We start from the raw sequence: 20,822 nt of genomic DNA, 5'->3' as shown, positions 1-20,822 counted from the left end.
CAAAAGGGGGATGTCGTGAACGACACCGCGCACGCCCTGAGTTCCTCCCGCACCCTCTGGGACCTGCTCGCCCGCCGCGCCGACCTCACCCCCGACCGTCCGGTCCTCCTCCAGGACCGGCGCTCCCTGTCCTTCGGCGAGCTACGCGCGCGTGCCGAGCGTGTCGCGGCCGGGCTGTACGACATGGGCGTACGCCCCGGCACGGTCGTCGCCTGGCAGCTGCCCACCCGTATCGAGACGGCCCTGCTGTCGTTCGCGCTGGCCCGCCTCGGCGCCGTGCAGTCGCCGGTCATCCCGTTCTACCGGGACCGCGAAGTCGGCTTCGCGCTGCGGGAGTCGAAGGCGGAGTTCTTCGCGGTGCCGGGCGAGTGGCGGGGCTTCGACCACACCGAGATGGCGCGGCGCCTGGGCGCGAAGGGGATCTTCGAGGCGTACGACACCCTGCCCGACGGCGATCCCCCGGTGCTGCCCCCGCCGCCGGCCGAGGGCACCTCCGTGCGCTGGATCTACTGGACCTCGGGGACCACGTCCGACCCCAAGGGCGTCCTGCACACGGACCGCTCACTGATCGCGGGCGGCTCCTGCCTGGGGCACGCCCTGCGCCCCACGTCCGCCGACGTCGGCTCGATCGCCTTCCCCTACGCCCACATAGGCGGCCCGGACTACATGGTCATGGTGCTGCTGTACGGCTTCCCCGCGGTGCTGTTCGAGCAGTTCGCGCTGCCGGAGGCGCTGGCGGGGTACCGCGGGCACGGCGTGACGATCGCGGGCGGGTCGACGGCGTTCTACTCGATGTTCCTGGCCGAGCAGCGCAGGTATCCGGGCGGCGGGAAGGTGCTCCCCTCGCTGCGGCTGCTGGCGGGCGGCGGGGCGCCGAAGCCGCCGGAGGTGTATCACGCGGTGGTGCGCGAGATGGGGGTGCAGCTGACCCACGGATACGGCATGACCGAGGTGCCGATGATCACGATGGGGGCGCCGGACGACACGGCGGAGAACCTGGCGACGACGGAGGGGCGGCCGCCGGAGGGGATGGAGATACGGATCGTGGACGGCGAGGTACGGCTGCGCGGGGAGGCGGTGTGCCGGGGCTATCTGGATCCGGCGCAGACGGCGGCGGCCTTCGACGAGGAGGGCTTTCTGCGCACCGGCGACCTCGGGCATCTCACCGACAGCGGCCATCTGGTGCTGACCGGCCGTCTGAAGGACGTGATCATCCGCAAGGGCGAGAACATCTCGGCGAAGGAGATCGAGGATCTGCTGCACCGGCACCCCGCGGTCGGGGACGTGGCGGTGATCGGGCTGCCGGATCCGGAGCGCGGGGAGCGGGTCTGCGCGGTCGTGGAACAGCCGGCCGACGCTCGGCGGCTGACGCTGGAGGCGCTGACGTCGTATCTGCGCGGGGAAGGGCTGTCGACGCACAAGCTGCCGGAGCAGCTGGAGGTGGTGGACGCCCTTCCGCGCAACGAGACCCTGCGGAAGGTGCTCAAGTACAAGCTCAGGGAGCGCTTTTCGGGAGCGTAGGAGTCCGGGCCGCGCGGATCATTCGGGGACGGTGAAGTAGCGGGCGAACCCGGTCACGATCTCGCTCTCCGCCACCTTGCCGTCGCCGTCCGTGTCGAGTGTGGCGGCCGCCGCCTGGGCGATGTCCTGCCGCACACCGAGGCAGCCGAGCACCCGCGCGGTGTCGGTGACGGTGGCGGCTCCGTCGCCGTCGAGGTCGGCCACGGCGAGGGCGGCGTGCAGGAAGGGACGGGCGATCTCGGCGAACCGGTCGGGGTTGTCACGCAGCCGCTTGACGGCGCCGTTCACGAACTCGTCGCGGGTGATGCGCTGGTCGCCGTCACGGTCCGCGATCCCGGCCATGCCCTGCCAGAACGCCTCGGCGCCGATGTAGAGGGCCTGCCCCTTGTCGGAGCGGGCGGGGGTGCCGAACTCCGCGAGCAGCGCCTTGGCCGCCGCGTTGAAGTCCTCCCGGTCGATGTAGCCGTTGCCGTCCTGGTCGAAGGTGGCGAACCGGGCGGCGATCCTGCGCTCGTACTCGCTGCTGACCATGTCTTATCGGGCCGCCTTACGTCATCTGGGGTGCATCTGCCACGGAGCGTACGACGCCGGGGGCCGTGCGGGCGCGGGAAAGCGGCGGTTGTGCCAAGACCGGGGGAATTTTGGGACAACGATGTGGCAGAGCGGCGTCTCTTCACGCCTGCGCCGGGGCGGCGGCTCTCACGCCGACAGCGGACCGGCCTCGTCCTTGACCGCCGACGCCAGATCGGGGTGGACGTCGAACAGCCTGCGCACCCCCAGCGCCCCCAGGACCCGGTTGACGTGCGAGCCCTCCGCCGCGCCCTGCGCCGGGAGTATCAGCCGCAGGCTGCCCTGGCAGGAGCGGATCAGCCGGCGGGCGGCTATGAGGACGCCGACACCGCTGGAGTCGCAGAACATCACATCGGACAGATCGAGGACGAGGCTGTGCCGCCCCTCGGCCACCACGTCATGGATGTGCTGCCGCAGCCCCGGCGAGGTCACCAGATCCAGCTCGCCCGACACCTGGAGCACGGACCAGTCGCCCCGCTCGCCGCCGGTCACTTTGAACATCACCACCATGCCCCTCGCTCGCTGAAACGGAAGCGACTCCTACGCTTCCTTGCAGCGCGGCTGCCCAGCGGCTGTTCCCTGAAACACCCGCCAAAAAACGGTCGCCGATCAGAAAAGGCTTGTTTCAATCGCATTCGATCCTGTTCGATCGTGTCTGATCGGACGATGGCCGGGTAGCCAAGCGACTGCGCGGCCCCGTCCGAAGCGCCGCGGGCCCTCTACCACGAGTGCGAGGTGCGTCACCAGCCATGGCTCTGCAAGGGGCGCACATTGCGACAAAGGGGCGTGCGCTGTCGGGCGTGCCGACTACATTCGTGGAGACGGCAGACGCACGCTGGACCGGGACGGACCGGTGAGGGGGGCCTGATGGCGAAGAAGGACGCACCGCCCCGCTGGGACCGCAAGATGCAGCAGCGGCTCGCGCGCGGCGAGGCGGCCGCCCTCGGCGAGCTCTACGACAGGTTCGCCTCCCTCGTGCACGGCCTGGCCCACACCGTGCTGGCCGACGAGCGGGCCGCCGACCACATCACACGCGACGTCTTCACGCACATCTGGGAACACCCGGACAGCTACGACCCCAAGCAGGGCCCGCTGCGCTCCTGGGTCGCCACCCTGACCCACCGCCTCGCCGTGCAGCGGCTGCGCGCCACCGAGACCGCCGCCCTCGCCCAGGCCGGCCAGAGCCCCACGGAGGAGCTGGAGCGCAAGGTGCGGCACGCCTCGGTCGCCGCCCGCGCCGACTACATCGTCCAGGCCATGCCCGTACCGCTGCGCGCCGCCCTGGAGCTGGCCTACTTCCAGCGCCGCGACTACCGCCAGACCGCCGCCGACCTCGGCGTCACCGAGGACGAGGCCCGCCGCCGCCTGCGCCTGGGCCTCCAGTTGCTGGCCACGGCCCACGACGCCGGCGCCTCCCCGGGGGCACCGCCGGGATACGGAGGTGCGGCGTGAACGAGGCCGGGCGTTTCGAGGCGTACGACGAACACGAGGGGCCGACACCGTACGACGGCTCCTCCCAAGGTGATGAGCACTCCGGGAACGAGGAGGAGCACGCTCCCTCCGACACCGCCCGAGGCGCCGACGGCATGAACGACGGCAACGGCGACGACCGGCACCCCGCTCCGAAGCAGCGCCCGGACGAGCCGCCCCGCATACCCCTGCCGCGCGCCTCCGTCGAGGACACCGGACGCCCCCTGCCGGACCCGCCCGCGCCGCGCCCGGCGCCGCTCGCCCTGGAGCACCGCGTCCTGAAGTCCCTCCTCGGCGCATGGGCGCTGGCCGCCTGCTCACCGGAGGAGACGGCGGCCGTGGAGGAACACCTCGGCGACTGCGGCTCCTGCGCGGACGAGGCACGGCGGCTGCGCGAGGCCGTCGGGCTGCTGCATCCCGCCGAGAGCCTCGACCTGGACCCGTCCCTGCGCGCCCGCGTCCTCCAGGGCTGCCTGGAACGGCGCCCGCCGCGCATCCCGGTGCCCGCCTGGGCTTCGCCCTACGACGCCGAGACGGCCCGCCTCGACGCCCTGCTCCAGGACTTCGGGGACGCCGAGTGGCACGCGCCCGTGCGGCTGCGGTGGTTCCGCAAGGACGAGCCGACGAGCCGTCGTACGACGGTCGCCGGGGTCATCGCGCATCTGCTGACGGTCGACGGGCTGGTGGCGGTCGCGCTGGGCCTCACGGACCCGATGGGCGACGTGGCCGCGGACCGGGCGACCCCGTCCGGGCGCACGGAGGCGTACTGGCGGGCCTCGCACTACCCGCCCACCCGCGCCGTCCGCGCCCCCTGGCGGGAGCAGACCCACGACCTGGTCCGCACGGTGTCCTTCACGGGCGGCGGCACGGGCAGACTGTCCGTCCCCTACGGCGAATTCGAGCTGCCGCTGCGCGACGCGATGCTGGACCGCGCCTTCGAGTGCTGGGTGCACGCCGAGGACATCGCGGAGGCGGTGGACTACCCGTACGAGGCGCCGTCCGGCAGCGATCTGCACCACATGGTCGACCTGGCGGCCCGTCTGCTCCCCACGGTGCTGTCGGCTCGCCGCCGATCGGGACTGGCGGCGCCGCCGCCGCGCCGGCACCTCGTCCCCGCGGGAGAGCCCGGCCGTAGCCTGCGCCTGGAGATCGAGGGTTCGGGCGGCGGTGAGTGGCTGATCCCGCTGGATTCCCCGGCGGCCGTCGGCTCCGCGGAGCACGAGGTGGCGCATGTGGCGCTGGACGGTGCGGAGTTCTGCCGGCTGGCGGCCGGACATGTGTCGCCGGAGGAGGCCGCGGCGGGGCAGGTGGGTGATCGGGAGGCGATCAAGGATGTGCTGTTCGCGGCGGCGAGCTTGAGCCGGATGTAAGGGGACAGTTGCTGATTCGTCGGCGGCTGCGGGTGGTTCGTGGTTGCTCGCGCAGTTCCCCGCGCCCCTATAGGCCGTCCAGTGCACGTACCTTCAGGGGCGCGGGGAACTGCGCGACCAGCCCACCACCACCCGCAGCCGCCCCGAAGCAGTCGGACCCGAGCTCCTAGGCGAAGACGACCGTCCGCCGCCCGTTCAGCAGAATCCGGCGCTCGGCATGCCACTTCACGGCCCGCGCCAGCGCCTGGCACTCCACATCGCGCCCGATCGCCACCAGCTGATCCGGCGTGACGTCATGCCCGACCCGCTCGACCTCCTGCTCGATGATCGGCCCTTCATCGAGGTCGGCGGTCACGTAGTGCGCCGTCGCCCCGATCAGCTTCACACCTCGCACATGCGCCTGGTGATACGGCTTGGCACCCTTGAAGCTCGGCAGGAACGAGTGGTGGATGTTGATGATCCGCCCGCTCAGCTGCTTGCACAGGTCGTCCGAGAGGACCTGCATGTAGCGGGCCAGCACGACGAGCTCCACACCCTCCTCGCGCACGATCTCCAGCAGCTGCGCCTCGGCCTCGGACTTGTTGTCCCTGGTCACCGGGATGTGGTGGAAGGGGATGTCGTACGACCCCACGAGCTCGGCGAAGTCGGTGTGGTTGGACACCACGGCGGCGATCTCCACCGGAAGCGCCCCGATCCTGGCGCGGAACAACAGGTCGTTCAGGCAGTGCCCGAACTTGCTGACCATCAGCAGGACCCGCATCTTCTCCTCGGCCCGATGGATCTGCCAGTCCATCTGGAAGGAGTCCCCGATCGCCGCGAAGCTCGCCCGCAGCTTGTCCACCGTCACCGGCGCCTCCGCCGAGAAGTGGACGCGCATGAAGAACAGTCCCGTGTCGTGGTCACCGAACTGCTGGCTGTCCTCGATGTTGCAGCCGGTCATGAAGAGGTAGCTCGACACGGCGTGCACGATGCCCTGCTTGTCGGGGCACGACAGGATGAGGACGTACTGGTCGGCGGGGACCGCGGCTCGCGTGGACTGCTCATTCATGCAGCACAGGGTCCCATATCCGGGCCCCTGTGCGGACAGCCGTCCCGTCACCCGGACCGCCGGCCCGGCCCGCCGGGATCCCTACGCGGACCGCGTCATGATCCGCAGCACCTCCAGCGTGCGCGGCGGGGCGTCCGGGTCATCGCCGTCGGCCATGGCCATCCGCACATGCGCGTCCCGGGCCGCCCGGACCGCCTCCGGCCACGCCTGGTGCTCGACGTACGCGGAGACCGGGGCGTCCGGGCCCACCTGGTGCATGATCCGCAGCACCCGCAGCACGGCGGTGTCGACGAGCGCCGCCTCCTGCGAGTCCCGGAATATCGTGCCGACGTACTTCTCGGCGGACCAGTTGTCCAGCCAGGTGTCCTCGACCAGGCGATACACGGCGTCGGTGACGTCGCCGTACCCGTCGACGCCGGCCAGCCAGACGTCCCGCTGGAACACCTGGTCGGAGAGCATGTGCAGCGCGGAGCGCACATTGCTGCGCCAGCGCCACCACGGCATGTCGTTGAGTGGCATGCCGCCCATGGTGGATGAGCGACGGCCGCGACGGGAAGAGCTATCCGAACCTTGCACGGTCATCGATCGTACGTTCCTCTTCACACGCGCATCACCGGCCCCCGTAATTCACCTTCAAGTCACCTTCGGGTAACCGAGGGTCACGCCCAGGTTTGTTGTGTGGCGGAATCGTGCGTGTCCATGACCGGCAGGCCACGCACGCACCGCACCCTCCTCCCCATGATCACCAACCGGCCCGTCAGAGCAACCGCCAGAGCGGCGGGGGCGCTGGTGGCATGTGCGTCGCTGGCCGTGGGATGCGGTGTCATCCCTGGCACCACGGGGGGTTCCGGGGATGACACCATCACGGTCATGACCTGGGCGCCGCAGGACACCAAGGCGACCAACAAGCCCGGCATGCCGGCCTTCGCGCAGGCGTACGCCCGCTGGATCAACTCCCACGGCGGCCTGGGCGGCCGCAAGCTGAAGGTCCTCACCTGCAACGACCACAACGACAGCGTGGCCGCGGCGAAGTGCGCCGACCGCGCGGTCGAGGAGAACGTCGTCGCGGTCATCGGCTCCTACAGCCAGTACGGCGAGACCTTCCTGCCCTCCCTGGAGGGCGCCGGAATCCCGTACATAGGCGGCTACGGCGTCACCAACGCCGAGTTCACCAGCCCGCTCTCCTACCCCGTCAACGGCGGCCAGCCCACCCTCCTGGCGGGCCTGGGCAAGGAGCTGGCCCGCACCTGCGGCCCTGTCGCGCTGGTACGGCCCGACAGCATCGCGGGCGACGAGCTGCCGCAGCTGCTCAATTCCGGCCTCAAGGCGGGCAGGCACTCGGCCTCGGCCGACCAGCTGGCCGACGAGGACGCCACCGAGTACGGCAGCCAGTCGGTGCGGGCGCTGGACTACTCCACCTCCGACGCGTCGGAGGCCGGCTGTGTGGTGCCCGCCCTCGGTGACCGCACCAGCACCTTCATGGACTCCTTCCGGCGCTCCCGCGCGGAGTACCCCGCCGTGCGCACCGCCACCGTCCTCGGCAGCGTCGACCAGACCGTGATCAACTCGACCGGCGGGGCGTCGACGTACGACGGGTCGTACATCACCGGCTGGTACCCGGTCGCGAGCGACCCGCGCTGGGACGCGATGAAGAAGGTGATCAGCGAGCAGGCCTTCGGCGACAACCGCATCGACTCCGCGGACGCCGGCGTGCAGACCACGTGGATCGCCTACACGGTGTTCAAGAAGGTCGTCGAGTCGCTGGGCGACGGCGAGGTGAGCGCCGACTCGGTGCGCGAGGCCCTGAACAAGGGCCTGAAGGTCTCCACGGGCGGCCTCACGCCGACCCTCCGGTGGAAGTTCCAGGACGTCCTGGCCTCCGTCGGCTACCCCCGGCTGGTCAACCGCGCGGTGACCCTGCAGGTCGTGCGGGACGGCCGGCTGGTGGCGGCCCGCAAGAGCTTCATCGACGTGACGAAGACGCTCGAGAACGCCGTCCTGAACTGACCGCCCGGCCCGCGCGGGCGGTCCGCACTACAGCTGGGTCGGCTGGCGCTCCGTCAGGCCGTACTTCTTGGCGATGGTGTTCCACAGCTGCGCGGCCGTCTTCTTCTGCTCGCTGGCGGTGCCGCTGTCGCGGTTGCCGGCCTGGGTCTGCCCGGTGGAGCGGGCCTGGCCCTTCCTGCACAGCTTCTTGTTTCCGGCGACCTGGTCGGCCCAGCCCGCGTAGTGGTTGTCGGCGGACGCCGACGCCTGCCAGGCCTTGGTCAGCGCGGTGGTCAGCGCGGCGTGGTTCGGGAGCTGGTCGACGCTGAGCTTGGACAGGTCGGTGACCAGCTGGCTGCGCTGCTTGGCCGCGCCGCGCAGGTCCTGGGCGGCCTGGCCGAGGTTGTCGCAGGACCTCACGTCGGCCACCGCGTTGATCACCGCGGTTCGGCTGTCGCCGCTGTCGGCCAGCAGCTTGTCCAGGGCGATCGCCTGCTGCTCGGCCGGGTCGGCGGACGGCGAGGAGGAGCCCTCCGTCGCCGGGGCCGTGGCGGAGACGGGGCTGTTGTCGTCGCTCTTCTTGTCGTCCTCGCCCCCGCCGGCGAGCAGCGCGCCCGCGCCGATACCGAGGACGGCGATACCGACGCCGACGGCGGCGATGAGCGGCAGCCTGGAGCCCGTACGGCCACCGCGGCCGCCCCGGCCGCCGTCATGACCGCCGTGGCCGTGTCCGCCGTGCGAGCCGGGCGGGAAGTACCCCTGCTCGTGCGGGTGTTGCGGCTGGGGCTGGGGCTGCTGGAACTGCGGCAGCTGCTGGGTCGCCGCGGCCGGGTGCTCGCCGCCCGGCTCGCTGCGGAAGAGGTTGTCGAAGTCGGAGAGCGGCTGCCGCTGCCCGCCGTGCGGGGCCGGGCCCGGCTGTCCGGTCACGGGCGGGATGTACTGCGTGGCGTCCGCGTCGCCCCCGGAGGCCGGCGGCATCGGTCCTGCGCCGCCCGCCTGCCGGGCCCGTCCCAGCACCTGGGTGCTCTCGTGGGCCACCTCCGGCGGCAGGGCCCCCGGGCCGACCGGCGGTATGTACTGCGTCGCCCCTTCGTCGGCGGCGGGCGCGGCGACGGGCGGTATGTAACGGGTGGCCTGGCCGTCCACGCCCGCGGGGGCGCCGACGACCGGCGGCAGGTACTGGGTGGCGCCTTCGTCGGCGGGCGGCAGCGGGGCCCCGAAGCCACCGGCACCGGCGGGCGCGGCAGGCGGCAGCGCCCCGCCCTGCCCGTACGTCGGCTGCTGCGCGGGCATCGGTGAGCCACCGGCCGGAGCGCCATGGCCGTAGGACGGCGCACCGGCAGGACCCTGCGCGCCCCCACCGGCGTCCGGCGCCGCGCCCCACGGGGCCGGCGGCTGGTACGACTGCTCCTGCTGGGGCGCCGCTTGGTACTGCTGCTCCTGCTGGGGCGGCTGATACTGCTGCTCCTGCTGCTGCGGCGCCTGGTACGACTGCTCCTGCCCGCCCCACGCCTGTCCGGGCTGCGCGCCCCAGGCCTGGCCCGGTGCGGCGGGCTGTGCCGGCGGGTTCTGCTCAGGTCCCCAAGGAGTGCCCCAGGCCTGGCCGCCCGGCGGTGCCGAGGGCGGGGGTGGGGTCGGTGCGGCCGGTACCGATGCCGGCTGGCCGCCCTGCCCGCCCGTCATTCCCGGCAGCAGCGGCTCACCACCGTCGGAGGGCAGCACGATGCCTTCGCGCGCGGGGCGCGCCGAGGGCTCCTCGCCCCGTCCACTCTGCGTCACCGGGACTCCTACTAATGGGGGACCTTGTGAATCGTCGGGTCACGCTACCGGCTCCGCCGATCCGGGTGCTACGCAGCCCAGGACGTGACGTCCGTCCATGTGACCGCGCTAACACTCCGGTCCCCCAACCCGATGGACAGGCCCTCCTTTCCGCCTCGGCGCCTTCATTTCCCTGCCGTTCACGCCCCGGTACCCCGTGGTTTCACGCCGCGGCCTGAAGATCCAGCCGTGCCCCGAACTCCCTGACCACCGGCTCCTCCCGGAACGGCTCCAACCGCTGCTGGAAGTCCTCCAGGTACTCGGCGCCCCGGTTGGAGCGCAGGCTCTCCAGAAGCTCGACGGCCTTCAGCCCGGTGTGGCAGGCCTGTTCGATCTCGCGCTGCTGCACCTGTGCTGTGGCGAGCAACACATAACCGATCGCCCGGCGCCGCGCCTTCGTCTCCGGAAGCCCGGCCAACGACTCCTCCGCGCGCCGCGCCGCCGCCTCGGCCTGACCGAGGTCGCGGTGGCAGTGCGCCAACTCGTCGGCGAGATAGGCCTCGTCGAAGTGCTTGATCCACGCCGGGTCGTCCCCGGACTCCGGGTCCGCCGACTCCAGCGCGCTCACCGCACGCCCGGACGCCACCTGGGCGGCCCGCGCGTCGCCCATCAACGCATGCCCGCGTGCCTCGGCCGCATGGAACATGGCCTCCGCGCGCGGCGTCACGCGCCCCCGCGCCCCTTCCTGCGCCGCCCGCGCCAACTGCGCGATCTCACGCGGGTTCCCGAGCTGCGCGGCGAGGTGACTCATGGAGGCGGCCAGCACATACCCGCCGTAGCCCCGGTCTCCCGCGGCCTGCGCGAGACGCAGCGCCTGGATGTAGTACCGCTGGGCGAGCCCCGGTTGCCCGGTGTCGATGGCCATGTACCCGGCGAGCTCGGTCAACCGCGCGACGGCGGCGAAGAGTTCCCGACCGATCGCCTCCCGGTACGAGCCGGCCAGCAGCCCGGAGACGACACTGTTGAGGTAGTGCACGACGACCGGGCGCACATGCCCGCTGCCGTACTGGTGATCAAGGTCCACGAGCGCCTGCGTCATCGCCCGCACGGCCTCCACGTCGGACGGCCCCACCCGCGGCCCCGCCGAGCGGGCCACCTGCGAGTCCGGGGACGAGATCAGCCAGTCGCGGCTCGGCTCGACCAGCGCGGACGCGGCGACGGACGAGCCGGACAGGAAGTCCCGCCGGCCGACGTCGCTGCGCCACAGCTCGCAGACCTGCTCGATGGCTCCCAGTACCGTCGGCGAGAACTGGAGGCCGACGCCGGACGCGAGATTCTTGCCGTTGGCCATCCCGATCTCGTCGATCGTGACCGTACGGCCCAGCTTGCGGCCGAGCGCCTCGGCGATGATCGCCGGCGCCCGTCCCCGCGGCTGCTGTCCGCGCAGCCAACGGGCCACGGACGTCTTGTCGTAGCGCAGATCGAGCCCGTGCTCGGCACCGCACATGTTGACCCGGCGGGCCAGCCCGGCGTTCGAGCAACCCGCTTCCTGAATGAGCGCCTGAAGCCGTTCGTTCGGCTGGCGCGCGACGAGAGGCCTTGCGGCCATGGCGTACCCCCTGTGGCTGCGGTGCCTGCCCACGCACCGAGTTGACGTTCTTCCACCGCCGAATCCGGCTCGGGGCACTGGCTGTGCACCGCAAAGTTCCGGCCGTGAAGATCAATGCCCCGTCGACATACCGAAAATGCGAGGCTTGCGAGGATTGCCGGGGTAACGGCGGTAGCCGACCCCACAGGTGGCTACCCAGCGCGGACCGCGGATCCTCCCACGCGCCCCCACACGTGCACCCATGCGCCCCAAATGAGAAAACAATGCTCCTCCCCCGCGCGCGCGACGCCCGTAACCGGAGGTGGGTGCGGGAGTTGTGTTCAGCGTGGAAGAGACGATCCCGGCCACCGAAGCCGCACAGATTCCCAAGCAGCGCGGCGAAACGCTGCTGGAGACCGCCGTTCGCTACGCCGAGGAACGCCACTGGGACGTGTTCCCCGGGACCTGGCTGGAGGCCGTCGACGGCGTGCAGTACTGCTCCTGTGGCGATGCCGCCTGCCCCGCGCCCGGCGCGCACCCCGCACGCCCCGACTGGGCGACGCAGGCGACGGGCAGCGCGACCGTCGCGCGCCGGATGTGGCAGAAGCAGCCCACCGCGTCGATCCTGCTGCCCACGGGGCGGACCTTCGACGCGATCTCCGTCCCGGAGACGGCCGGGTTTCTGGCGCTGGCCCGGATGGAGCGGATGGAGTTGTCGCTGGGGCCGGTGACGTTGACGCCGGATCGCCGGATGAACTTCTTCGTGCTGCCGGGTGCGTCGGTGAAGATTCCCGAACTGGTGCGCAAGCTGGGATGGTCGGTCGGGTCGCTGGACCTGGTGGCGCTCGGGGAGGGGGCCTGGGTCGCCGGGCCGCCCACCCGGTTCGGGTCCCGGGGGGCCGTGCAGTGGGCCTGCCGGCCCACGCCGGCGAACCGGTGGCTGCCGGACGCGGAGGAGTTGATCTCGCCGCTGGCCTATGCGTGCGGGCGGGACCGGTAATTGGGCGGCCGCAGGTTGTATGTGGTTGCTCGCGCAGTTCCCCGCGCCCCTCAGGTACTCACCTGACCGTAGGGTTCATGCATGACGTCAGCCGCCGTACGCGTTCGTGGGCTCTGGAAGCGATTCGGGCAGCAAGTTGCCGTTGCGGGGATCGATCTGGACCTGCCCGCCGGGAAGTTCATCGGGCTGGTCGGGCCCAACGGTGCCGGGAAGACGACCACCCTCTCCATGGTGACCGGGCTGCTGCGGCCCGATCAGGGGTCCGTCGAGGTCGTCGGGCATGACGTCTGGCAGGACCCCGTCGCGGTCAAGGCGCGGATCGGGGTGCTGCCTGAAGGGCTTCGGCTCTTCGAGCGGCTCTCCGGGCGTGAACTGCTCGCGTACACAGGGCGGTTGCGCGGGCTCCCCGGTGCCGAGGTCGACAAGCGGGCCACCCAGCTGCTCGACGTGCTCGATCTGGCAGGGGCCCAGCACAAGCTGGTCGTCGACTACTCGACCGGTATGCGCAAGAAGATCGGGCTCGCGGCGGCGCTGCTGCACAATCCGGAAGTGCTGTTCCTGGACGAGCCGTTCGAGGGCGTCGATCCCGTCTCCGCCCAGACCATCCGGGGCGTCCTGGAGCGCTACACCGCCTCCGGCGCGACCGTCCTCTTCTCCTCCCATGTCATGGAACTCGTCGAGTCGCTGTGCGACTGGGTCGCCGTCATGGCCGCCGGACGCATCCGGGCCCACGGCCCCCTCACCGAAGTACGCGGCGAGGCGGCCTCGCTGCAGCAGGCGTTCCTCGAACTCGTCGGCGCGAACGGCCGCGACACCGCCCTGGACCTCGACTGGCTGGGCGGCGGGGCACGATGAGCACCGACGTGACCGGAGTCGTCGTACGACTGAAACTTTCACTGCTCAGAAACGGCCTGCGACAGTCCGCCGGCCGACGCGCCGCCTACGTCACGTCGGCGGTCGTGGTCCTCCTCTTCGCCGCGCTGCAGTTCCTCGGGCTGATCATGCTGCGCGGTCACGCGCACGCCGACTCCGTGGCCGTCATCCTGGTCGCGGTGCTCGCGCTCGGCTGGGCCGTGATGCCGCTGTTCTTCCCCGGCGGGGACGAGACCCTCGACCCGACGCGGCTGGTGATGCTGCCGCTGCGCCCACGCCCCCTGGTCCGGGCACTGCTCGTGGCCTCCCTGGTCGGCATCGGCCCCCTGTTCACGCTCTGCCTGTTCACCGGTTCGGTGATCGCCCTGGCGCACGGCGGCGCGGCCTACGTCGTCGGCGTCATCGCCGTCGTCCTGGCCCTGTTGGTGTGCGTGGCGCTCGCGCGGGCCGTCGCCACCGCCAACATCCGGCTGCTGACCAGCCGCAGGGGCCGCGACCTCGCCGTGCTGAGCGGACTGGTCATCGCGATCGGCGCGCAGGTCGTCAACTTCGGGGCGCAGCGGCTCGGTTCCTCCGGCCTGGCCCAGCTCGACCCGGCGGCGGACGTGCTGCGCTGGGTGCCGCCGGCGTCCGCGATCGGGGCGGTGCGGTCGGTGAGCGAGGGGTCGTACGGGGTCGGGGCGCTCCAACTCGCTCTGTGCGCCGGTGCGTTGGTGGCGCTGATCGCCGTGTGGTCCCGTCATCTGACCGCGCTGATGACGTCCCCCGACGGCTCCACGCTCCAGGCGGTCACCGAGTCCGCCGTACGGGAACGCGCCCCGAGCGGGCCGGCCCGCCTTCTGCCGGCCGGCCGCACCGGCACCGTCATGGGGCGCAGCCTGCGCTACGTCTGGCGCGACCCGAAGACCAAGGCGGCCTGGGTGACCTCGCTGGCGATCGGACTGATCGTGCCGCTGTTCAACGCGCTTCAGGGCACCGGCTCGATCTACTTCGCCTGTTTCGCCGCGGGGATGCTCGGTATCCAGATGTACAACCAGTTCGGGCAGGACACGTCCGCGTTCTGGATGGTCGCGCTGACGATCTCCTCGCCCAGGGACGCCTACGTCGAGCTGCGCGGCCGGGCGCTGGCACTGCTGCTGATCACCCTGCCGTACGCCGTCCTCGTCACCGTCCTGACGACCGCGCTCCTCGGCGACTGGCCCAAGCTCCCCGAGGTGCTGGGCCTGTCCTTCGCCCTCCTCGGCGCGATGCTGGCGACCGGCGCCTGGACGTCGGCCCGCTTCCCGTACTCCATCCCGCAGGAGGGCTACAAGAACGTCGCCCCCGGCCAGGCGGGCCTGGCCTGGATCTCGATCTTCGGCGGCATGATCGCGGCGGCCCTGCTGTGCGCCCCCGTCATCGCGGTGACGATCTGGCTGAACGTCAGCGAGGACGGGGACGCCTGGACCTGGCTGCTGCTGCCGGGCGGGGCGGCGTACGGCGCGGCGGTCACACTGCTGGGGCTGCGGCTGGCGGCTCCGCGAACGGCGGCCCGGCTGCCGGAGATCCTGACGGCGGTCAGCAAGGGATGACAGTGCCTCGTGGCTCACGGTTGTACTGAGCCGCCGTCAGACAGAAGGCACCCAGCTCACAGGCGCCCGGCTTCACCCGCAGCCCCCACCGCCTCGAGAAAGGGCTCGATAGCGGCGCGCCAGCCGTCAGGCTGGTCGTAGTGCACCAGATGCCCGGCATCGGCCACCTCCGCGTACTCCCCGCGCGGCAGCACCCGCACCATCTCCTGAGCCTCGGCCCGCCCGAGCTCCCCGTCGAGGCCGCGGACCACGAGCGCAGGGCACCGCACCTGCGCCAGCTCCTCCCAGTGCGCGTCGTACACCCATGTCTCCCTGGATCGCAGCATCTGGTCCGGCACGAAGACCGGCCGCCACCCGTCCTCGCACTCGTGCATCACCTCGGCGTAGAACTCGCCCCGCGCGGGATTCGGCCGCTCCACCCACGGGTCGTCCTCGCCGAACCACTTCCGTACATCGGCGAGCGTGGCGAAGGGCACCGGCCAGGCCTCGAACCAGTCCGACCACTCCCGCTGCGAGGCCGTACCGAGCGCCGACGCCCGCATGTCGCAGATGATCACGCCGCGCACCAGATCGGGCCGCCTGGCGGCGAGCTGCCAGGCGGTCAGCGCGCCCATGGCGTGGCCGATGAGGACGGCCGGGGCGAGGCCGAGCTGTTCGAGAGCGGCCTCGGCGTCGTCGACGTAGGCCTCGCGTGTGAAGGCGGCCTCCGTGGGCTTCTCGCTGCGGCCGTGGCCACGCTGGTCCAGGGCAACAGCGCGGTGCCGCTCGGAGAGCCAGCGGGCGGTGGAGGCCCAGTGCGAGGCGCGGCCCATCAGGCCGTGCAGTAACAGGACACCGAGCGTGCCGTCGTGCTCGGTAGCCGGGTCGGTCTTGGGAGGGTCGCCGAATTCCCAGGCGGCGAGACGTACGCCGCCGGTCCCGGTCACGTCGATGCGCCGCGCCATTGGTCTGGCCCCCCTAGCTCCGCTCGGACCGCTCGTACCGGCCGGTCCTGTCAGCCGCGTCCTGCTTGCCGTGCCTGCCGTATCTACCGCCGCTCACGCGAGCACCGTGCGCCATCTGCGCCGCCTGCGTCGCCGATGCCCTCGCACGCGATGTGCATGTCCTGTGTGTCTGACGTGATCTTATGCGCACATCCTTGAAGCGCACGTTCCGCATGACCTGTCACCCGCACGCTATCGAACCCCCATTCGAAAGAACCGGCTCTGCGGGCAACACCCCTCATTCGAGTGACCCCCAGCAAGGATTGATCGCCACCGCCGAGGGGAGACCTTCAGCGGGAGGCGGACCGCTCGGGGAAATCGGTCCGAAGGGGATGACCCTGAGAGCTCGGGGCTCCGGGTCAACAGGGGAGGACAGGCCCCGGCGCCACACAGCGCCGGGGCCCTCTCCACGTTCACGGCACATCCTCGCGCCCCCTCCCCGGCCGGACACATCACTGTCGGTCACGGCCAAGAGCCCTCAGGTCATGTGCCTCACGCGACAGCCTCGCACGCGAATCCGCCGGGCGCTGTGATTCCGGGCACTGAATCTTGGAATGCGAAAAATCGGCGGATCACCACAACTCCCGCTCCTTTATCAGGAATTACGCGGGAGCGAACCAAAGATGGACAACGCGCTCAGCGCTTGGCGACGAACACATGCGAGGCCACGTCCGCCTCCAGCTCGGCCGCCTCACCACCACTGCCCACCAGCACGCCACCCGCCGACTCGGTCACACTCACCACCGAGCCGGGCTGCACACCGGCCCGACGCAGCGTGTACATCAGCTGCGCGTCGGTCTGAATCGGCTCGCCGATCCGCCGCACCACGACCGTCTTGCCCTCGACCCCGGGATCCAGATCGGCCAGCGAGACCATGCCCTCGTCGAGGAACGGGTCCGCGCCGTCCTTCTCGCCGAGCTCCTCAAGGCCCGGGATCGGGTTGCCGTACGGCGACTCGGTCGGGTGCCGCAGCAGCTCCAGCACCCGCCGCTCCACCGCCTCGCTCATCACGTGCTCCCAGCGACAGGCCTCGGCGTGCACCTGCTCCCACTCCAGCCCGATCACATCGACGAGCAGACACTCGGCGAGGCGGTGCTTACGCATGACACGGGTGGCCAGCCGCCGCCCCTCGTCCGTGAGCTCCAGATGCCGGTCGGTCGCCACGGACACCAGCCCGTCACGCTCCATCCGCGCCACCGTCTGGCTCACGGTCGGCCCGCTCTGGTCCAGCCGCTCGGCGATCCGGGCGCGCATGGGGACCACACCTTCCTCCTCCAGCTCGAGGATGGTGCGGAGATACATCTCCGTGGTGTCGATCAGTCCGGACATACGTGCCCCTCGATTAGCTCTGCGATTAGCTCAGCCGGAAGCGAGACAGCTCCACGGCGCGTGCGCTGGCCCTGCACCCAATTCTGCCGGATACCACTGACAACCGTGCCGAGCCGTTGAAACGAGGGGGTTTCATGCCCGCGGCCCCACGGCGTCGCAGCCGTATTGACACCACACTGGTCCAGACCGCACGGTGATCCGCGACACACCCCCACACCCGCCACCCCGGAGGGCCCCGCATGAGCGACAGCAAGCCGGCCGACCAGTTCTTCGACGCCGCCATCGGCCTGCTCCATCGGGTCCGAGCCGAGGAGGCCGAGAACATCGAGGCAGCCGGCACCCTGCTCGCCGACACGGTCGCCGCCGGCGGCCGGCTCTTCGCCTTCGGCGCCGGCCACTCCTCCCTCGCCGCCCAGGACATCGTCTACCGCGCCGGCGGCCTCGCCCTGATGAACCTGCTCGCCGTCCCGGGCGTCGTCGGCGTGGACGTCATGCCCGCCACCCTCGGCTCCGCCCTCGAACGCGTCGACGGCCTCGCGAGCGTGGTCCTGGACAGCTCCCCCCTGCGCGCCGACGACGCCCTCGTCATCATCTCCCTCTCGGGCCGCAACGCCCTCCCCGTCGAAATGGCCATGAACGCCCGCGCCCTGGGCGTCAGAGTCATCGGCGTGACGTCAGTGGCGTACGCCTCGGAGACGAAGTCCCGCCACACCTCCGGCACCTACCTCAAGGACCACTGCGACATCGTCCTCGACTCGAAGATCGCGATCGGCGACGCGGAACTGACCCTCGACACGATCCCGGCGCCCTTCGCCCCCGCGTCCACGGTCGTGACGACGGCCCTCCTCCAGGCCGTCATGGCCACGGCAGCGGCCTCCCTGGCCACCCGCGGCATCGAGCCCCCGCTCCTGCGCTCGGGCAACGTCGACGGCGGCCACGACTGGAACGGCAAGGTGTTCGAGAAGTACGGCGACCGGATCTTCTACCGGCACTGACCCGGCACCACGCCGGGCCGGCACCCATCCCGGGTCGGCACCACCCCGGGCGCCGCACTACTCCTGGCGCCGCACTACCCCTGACCCGGCACCACCCCGGGCCCGGCACCACCCCTGACCCGACACCACCCCGGGCCCGGCACTACTCCTGGCCCGGCGTCACTCCGGGCCCGGCATCACTCCTGCCCGGCATCACTCCTGGCCCGGCATCACTCCGGGCCCGGCATCACTCCTGCCCGGCATCACTCCGGGCCCGGCATCACTCCGGGCCCGGCATCACTCCGAGCCCAACGCCCCCGCCAGATCCAGCGCCGAAGCGATCCGCACCGCCACATCCTCCGCGTACACCGCGTCCCCACGCCCGAACGCACTGCGCCCAGCACCCCGCAGAAACGTCACGACCCCCAGCGTCCGCCCCCGGCTTCGCAACACCGCACACAGCGCATGCACGGCATCCGCCGGCCACTGCCGCCCCACCGCCCACTCCCGCGCCCGCTCCGCCGGCACATCCCCCGCATCGGCCCGCACCGACCCGGCCCGCGCCACGCACTGCAACGCCGGATGCCCCTCCGCGTACCGCACGGGCAACCCGGCCTCCCCACCCAGCCGACTCGGCCCCGGCGCCCCGGAGGGCGTCACGGCGAGCCGGACGAGCCGCACCGGATCCGCGACCTCGCTACCCGTCGCCGCCTCGTCGGCCACCGCCCCACCCGCGACCCGGTCGATCAACGCGTGATCGGCGAACCCGGCCAGCGCGAAATCCAGATGGACGGTCGCCGCCTCCGCGGGGTCCTCGCACTCCGCGGCGGCCCGCGCGGCACGGTGCAGCTGGTTGGTCCGGAACCGCAGCAGCGACGCCTCCTGCTCCGCCTGCTTGGCCTCCGTCGCGTCCTGGAAGAGCCAGCCCACCCCCAACGGCACAGGCTCCTCCGCGAGCGGCGAAGCCAGCCGTACGAAGCCACACCGCCAGCAGCGACGCCGCTCACCCTCCGGCGTCCGCACGCTCACCCAGATCTCGGCCGGCGCGGGCGGCGCGCCCTCCGCCAGCACATGCGTCAGCGCGCTCTCCAGCTCCTCGACCCCTTGGGCCAGCAGCTCACCCAGCGGCCGCCCCAGCACGGACGTACGCCCGATACCCAGGGCCCGAGCCGCGTGAGCGTTCACAACGGCCGGCCGCAGATCCGCGTCGACCAGCACCACACCCCACGACGCGTCCTCGAACAACGCCTCGCTCAACGCGATCGACCGCTCCAGATCGATCTGCGCGTGCACCTCACTGAAGGCGCAGTACACCCCCGCGGGCTTCCCGTCGGGCCCCCGCACGGCCGCCGACTGAGTCCGTACGAGCACCCGCCCGCCGTCCTTGGTCAGCAACGCGAACTCATGCACCTGCCGTCCGGGAGCGTCCATGGCGGACATCAGCCGCCCCTCGACCTCCTCGGCGTCGGCCTCACGCACCGCCCACCCGGCGAACCCGTGCCGCCCCACGGCCTCGGCCGCGGTCCAACCCAGGATCCGCTCCGCCTCACGGTTCCAATGGGTGACGACCCCGTCCCCGTCGAAGGCGCACAAGGCCGCGTCCATCCCGTCCAGCAGCGCGGCCAACAAATCCGATCCGCCTGCCGAACCCTCCGAACCACCCGACGAACCGGCCGGACCATCCCGCTCGGGTTCGTCCGGCCCCAGCTCGTCGGTGGTCCCACTACGCCGGGAAGCACTCACATGGACCCCCTGCAAAGCTGCGTCCGCACGTACGACACGTCGGTTCGCTCACTCGCAATCATCTAACTGGAACGTGACCCAGCACACACCGAGTTCCCCAAGATTGAAGGAATCGTTGTACGAGCCGCTGATGCGACTACTCGGTCCCGCCCTCCAACCGAAGGTCCACCCACACGTCGGACCCGCCATCCACCACATACCGATCGATCTCGACGAACCCACGCGCCTTTGCGAACCGCAGGCCGTCCTCGTTGACGGCCAGCACACAGGTCTCGACCGCCTTCGCCCCCAGCACGCGCGCGTGAGCAAGCCCGTCCTCGTACAACCCCATGCCGTACCCACGCCGCCGGTACCCGGGCAGCACCCGCGCGATGACCGTCGCCACCGCACCCTCGCCCGTCGGCGGCCGCACGGTCGAACAGCCGACGAGGACTTCTCCGACGTACGCGTTCCGCAGCCGGTACCGCCCGCTGCGCTCCCGCACCTCGTCGAGACCAAGGGCAGCGGGCGGAACGATCACGTTGTGGACGTGACGCCACTCCCGAAGCATGGCCTCACCGTCCACCGAAGCAATCCGCAGATCAGACACCAGTTCTACTTCCCCTGCGCACGTACACCTCAATCTCGATCTTCATACGAGGATCCGCGAGCCCGTCCTCCCGCTCGGGCAGCAGATACCGCACCCGCACCACATCGGCGAACGAACACCCCGCCTCCGCCAACGCGGCCCCCACATTCCGCAGACACCGCTCGGCCTGCTCCACGACGTCGTCGGAGATCGTCATCGCCGCGTAGTCGAACCCGGTCGTCCCCGACACATGCACCCAGTCCCCGTCGACCACGGCACGCGCGTACCCGATCCACTCCTCGAAAACCGAACCACTGCGCTCGCACGCCGCCCCGCCTGCTGTTTTGTCATGCACGGAACGCTAGGTGACCAGCGCGGACAGATCCAAGAAAAAAAGTGGTTGATCGGGGGCGGCCCGCTTCCTAATGTGTGGTGCACACGAGAAGGGAGGTGGTTCGGCAGATGTATGA

19 protein-coding genes are annotated in these 20,822 nt (G+C 71.2%); 8 read left to right on the top strand and 11 right to left on the bottom strand.

What is annotated here, in order from left to right; all coding sequences use genetic code 11:
• Positions 1-15: 15 nt before the first annotated feature.
• A complete protein-coding gene (locus ACZ7NC_RS14875) occupies positions 16-1,521 on the top strand; it encodes a class I adenylate-forming enzyme family protein (RefSeq protein ID WP_471488250.1) in 1,506 nt (501 codons plus the stop codon).
• An 18-nt stretch (positions 1,522-1,539) separates the two neighbouring features.
• Here the strand turns inward: ACZ7NC_RS14875 and ACZ7NC_RS14870 are convergent, their stop codons facing one another.
• Both ACZ7NC_RS14870 and ACZ7NC_RS14865 read right to left on the bottom strand, forming a co-directional pair.
• Positions 1,540-2,052, bottom strand: a complete 513-nt coding sequence (locus ACZ7NC_RS14870; protein ID WP_471488248.1) for an EF-hand domain-containing protein — start codon at positions 2,050-2,052, stop codon at positions 1,540-1,542.
• A 168-nt stretch (positions 2,053-2,220) separates the two neighbouring features.
• Positions 2,221-2,601: an STAS domain-containing protein gene (locus ACZ7NC_RS14865; RefSeq protein WP_471488247.1), complete on the bottom strand. Its 381-nt coding sequence runs from the start codon at positions 2,599-2,601 to the stop codon at positions 2,221-2,223.
• A 357-nt stretch (positions 2,602-2,958) separates the two neighbouring features.
• Here ACZ7NC_RS14865 and ACZ7NC_RS14860 point away from each other — a divergent pair, with 357 nt between their 5' ends.
• Complete coding sequence (locus ACZ7NC_RS14860) at positions 2,959-3,543, top strand: sigma-70 family RNA polymerase sigma factor (RefSeq protein ID WP_471488245.1); 585 nt, start codon at positions 2,959-2,961, stop codon at positions 3,541-3,543.
• A complete protein-coding gene (locus ACZ7NC_RS14855) occupies positions 3,540-4,931 on the top strand; it encodes a maleylpyruvate isomerase N-terminal domain-containing protein (protein WP_471488243.1) in 1,392 nt (463 codons plus the stop codon). The genes ACZ7NC_RS14860 and ACZ7NC_RS14855 overlap by 4 nt, the downstream gene beginning before the upstream one ends.
• A gap of 166 nt (positions 4,932-5,097) precedes the next feature.
• On the opposite strand, the gene purU is transcribed toward ACZ7NC_RS14855, so the two are convergent.
• Positions 5,098-5,979: a formyltetrahydrofolate deformylase gene (purU, locus tag ACZ7NC_RS14850; RefSeq protein ID WP_471488242.1), complete on the bottom strand. Its 882-nt coding sequence runs from the start codon at positions 5,977-5,979 to the stop codon at positions 5,098-5,100.
• An 81-nt stretch (positions 5,980-6,060) separates the two neighbouring features.
• Positions 6,061-6,561, bottom strand: a complete 501-nt coding sequence (locus ACZ7NC_RS14845; protein WP_471488241.1) for an SCO4402 family protein — start codon at positions 6,559-6,561, stop codon at positions 6,061-6,063.
• A 117-nt stretch (positions 6,562-6,678) separates the two neighbouring features.
• Here ACZ7NC_RS14845 and ACZ7NC_RS14840 point away from each other — a divergent pair, with 117 nt between their 5' ends.
• On the top strand, positions 6,679-7,986 hold the full coding sequence (locus tag ACZ7NC_RS14840; protein ID WP_471488240.1) for an ABC transporter substrate-binding protein: 1,308 nt from the start codon (positions 6,679-6,681) through the stop codon (positions 7,984-7,986).
• A gap of 27 nt (positions 7,987-8,013) precedes the next feature.
• Here the strand turns inward: ACZ7NC_RS14840 and ACZ7NC_RS14835 are convergent, their stop codons facing one another.
• Entirely contained in the window at positions 8,014-9,744 is a 1,731-nt protein-coding gene (locus ACZ7NC_RS14835; RefSeq protein ID WP_471488238.1) for a hypothetical protein, read from the bottom strand.
• 202 nt (positions 9,745-9,946) lie between these two features.
• Positions 9,947-11,332 (bottom strand): transcriptional regulator, encoded by a 1,386-nt coding sequence (locus ACZ7NC_RS14830; RefSeq protein ID WP_471488236.1) that lies wholly within the window; start codon positions 11,330-11,332, stop codon positions 9,947-9,949.
• 316 nt (positions 11,333-11,648) lie between these two features.
• Between ACZ7NC_RS14830 and ACZ7NC_RS14825 the strand changes: the two genes are divergently transcribed.
• The 3 genes from ACZ7NC_RS14825 to ACZ7NC_RS14815 all read left to right on the top strand — a co-directional run bounded on the left by ACZ7NC_RS14825 (position 11,649) and on the right by ACZ7NC_RS14815 (position 14,755).
• The gene (locus ACZ7NC_RS14825) at positions 11,649-12,311 is read left to right on the top strand and encodes a bifunctional DNA primase/polymerase (RefSeq protein WP_471488235.1); all 663 of its coding nucleotides are present in this window, start codon (positions 11,649-11,651) and stop codon (positions 12,309-12,311) included.
• 81 nt (positions 12,312-12,392) lie between these two features.
• On the top strand, positions 12,393-13,166 hold the full coding sequence (locus ACZ7NC_RS14820) for an ABC transporter ATP-binding protein (protein WP_471488234.1): 774 nt from the start codon (positions 12,393-12,395) through the stop codon (positions 13,164-13,166).
• On the top strand, positions 13,163-14,755 hold the full coding sequence (locus ACZ7NC_RS14815; RefSeq protein WP_471488232.1) for a transporter: 1,593 nt from the start codon (positions 13,163-13,165) through the stop codon (positions 14,753-14,755). The genes ACZ7NC_RS14820 and ACZ7NC_RS14815 overlap by 4 nt, the downstream gene beginning before the upstream one ends.
• A 56-nt stretch (positions 14,756-14,811) precedes the next feature.
• Here ACZ7NC_RS14815 and ACZ7NC_RS14810 read toward each other — a convergent pair whose 3' ends face one another.
• On the bottom strand, positions 14,812-15,699 hold the full coding sequence (locus ACZ7NC_RS14810; RefSeq protein WP_471488230.1) for an alpha/beta fold hydrolase: 888 nt from the start codon (positions 15,697-15,699) through the stop codon (positions 14,812-14,814).
• 675 nt (positions 15,700-16,374) lie between these two features.
• Positions 16,375-17,067, bottom strand: coding sequence for a metal-dependent transcriptional regulator (locus ACZ7NC_RS14805; protein ID WP_062703554.1), 693 nt, complete (start codon positions 17,065-17,067; stop codon positions 16,375-16,377).
• 239 nt (positions 17,068-17,306) lie between these two features.
• On the opposite strand from ACZ7NC_RS14805, the gene ACZ7NC_RS14800 reads away from it, so the two are divergent.
• On the top strand, positions 17,307-18,062 hold the full coding sequence (locus ACZ7NC_RS14800; RefSeq protein ID WP_471488227.1) for an SIS domain-containing protein: 756 nt from the start codon (positions 17,307-17,309) through the stop codon (positions 18,060-18,062).
• A 276-nt stretch (positions 18,063-18,338) separates the two neighbouring features.
• Here ACZ7NC_RS14800 and ACZ7NC_RS14795 read toward each other — a convergent pair whose 3' ends face one another.
• The 3 genes from ACZ7NC_RS14795 to ACZ7NC_RS14785 all read right to left on the bottom strand — a co-directional run bounded on the left by ACZ7NC_RS14795 (position 18,339) and on the right by ACZ7NC_RS14785 (position 20,707).
• A complete protein-coding gene (locus ACZ7NC_RS14795; RefSeq protein ID WP_471488225.1) occupies positions 18,339-19,784 on the bottom strand; it encodes a PAS domain-containing protein in 1,446 nt (481 codons plus the stop codon).
• Positions 19,785-19,920: 136 nt separating this feature from the next.
• The gene (locus ACZ7NC_RS14790) at positions 19,921-20,334 is read right to left on the bottom strand and encodes a GNAT family N-acetyltransferase (RefSeq protein WP_471488302.1); all 414 of its coding nucleotides are present in this window, start codon (positions 20,332-20,334) and stop codon (positions 19,921-19,923) included.
• A gap of 31 nt (positions 20,335-20,365) precedes the next feature.
• A complete protein-coding gene (locus tag ACZ7NC_RS14785) occupies positions 20,366-20,707 on the bottom strand; it encodes a Rid family hydrolase (protein ID WP_471488224.1) in 342 nt (113 codons plus the stop codon).
• Between the last annotated feature and the right edge of the window lie 115 nt (positions 20,708-20,822).

It is taken from the genome of Streptomyces sp. NPDC111802 (assembly GCF_055634335.1).
The sequence above is the reverse complement of the archived record's forward strand: the minus strand, read 5'-3'. Positions and strand labels throughout refer to the sequence as shown.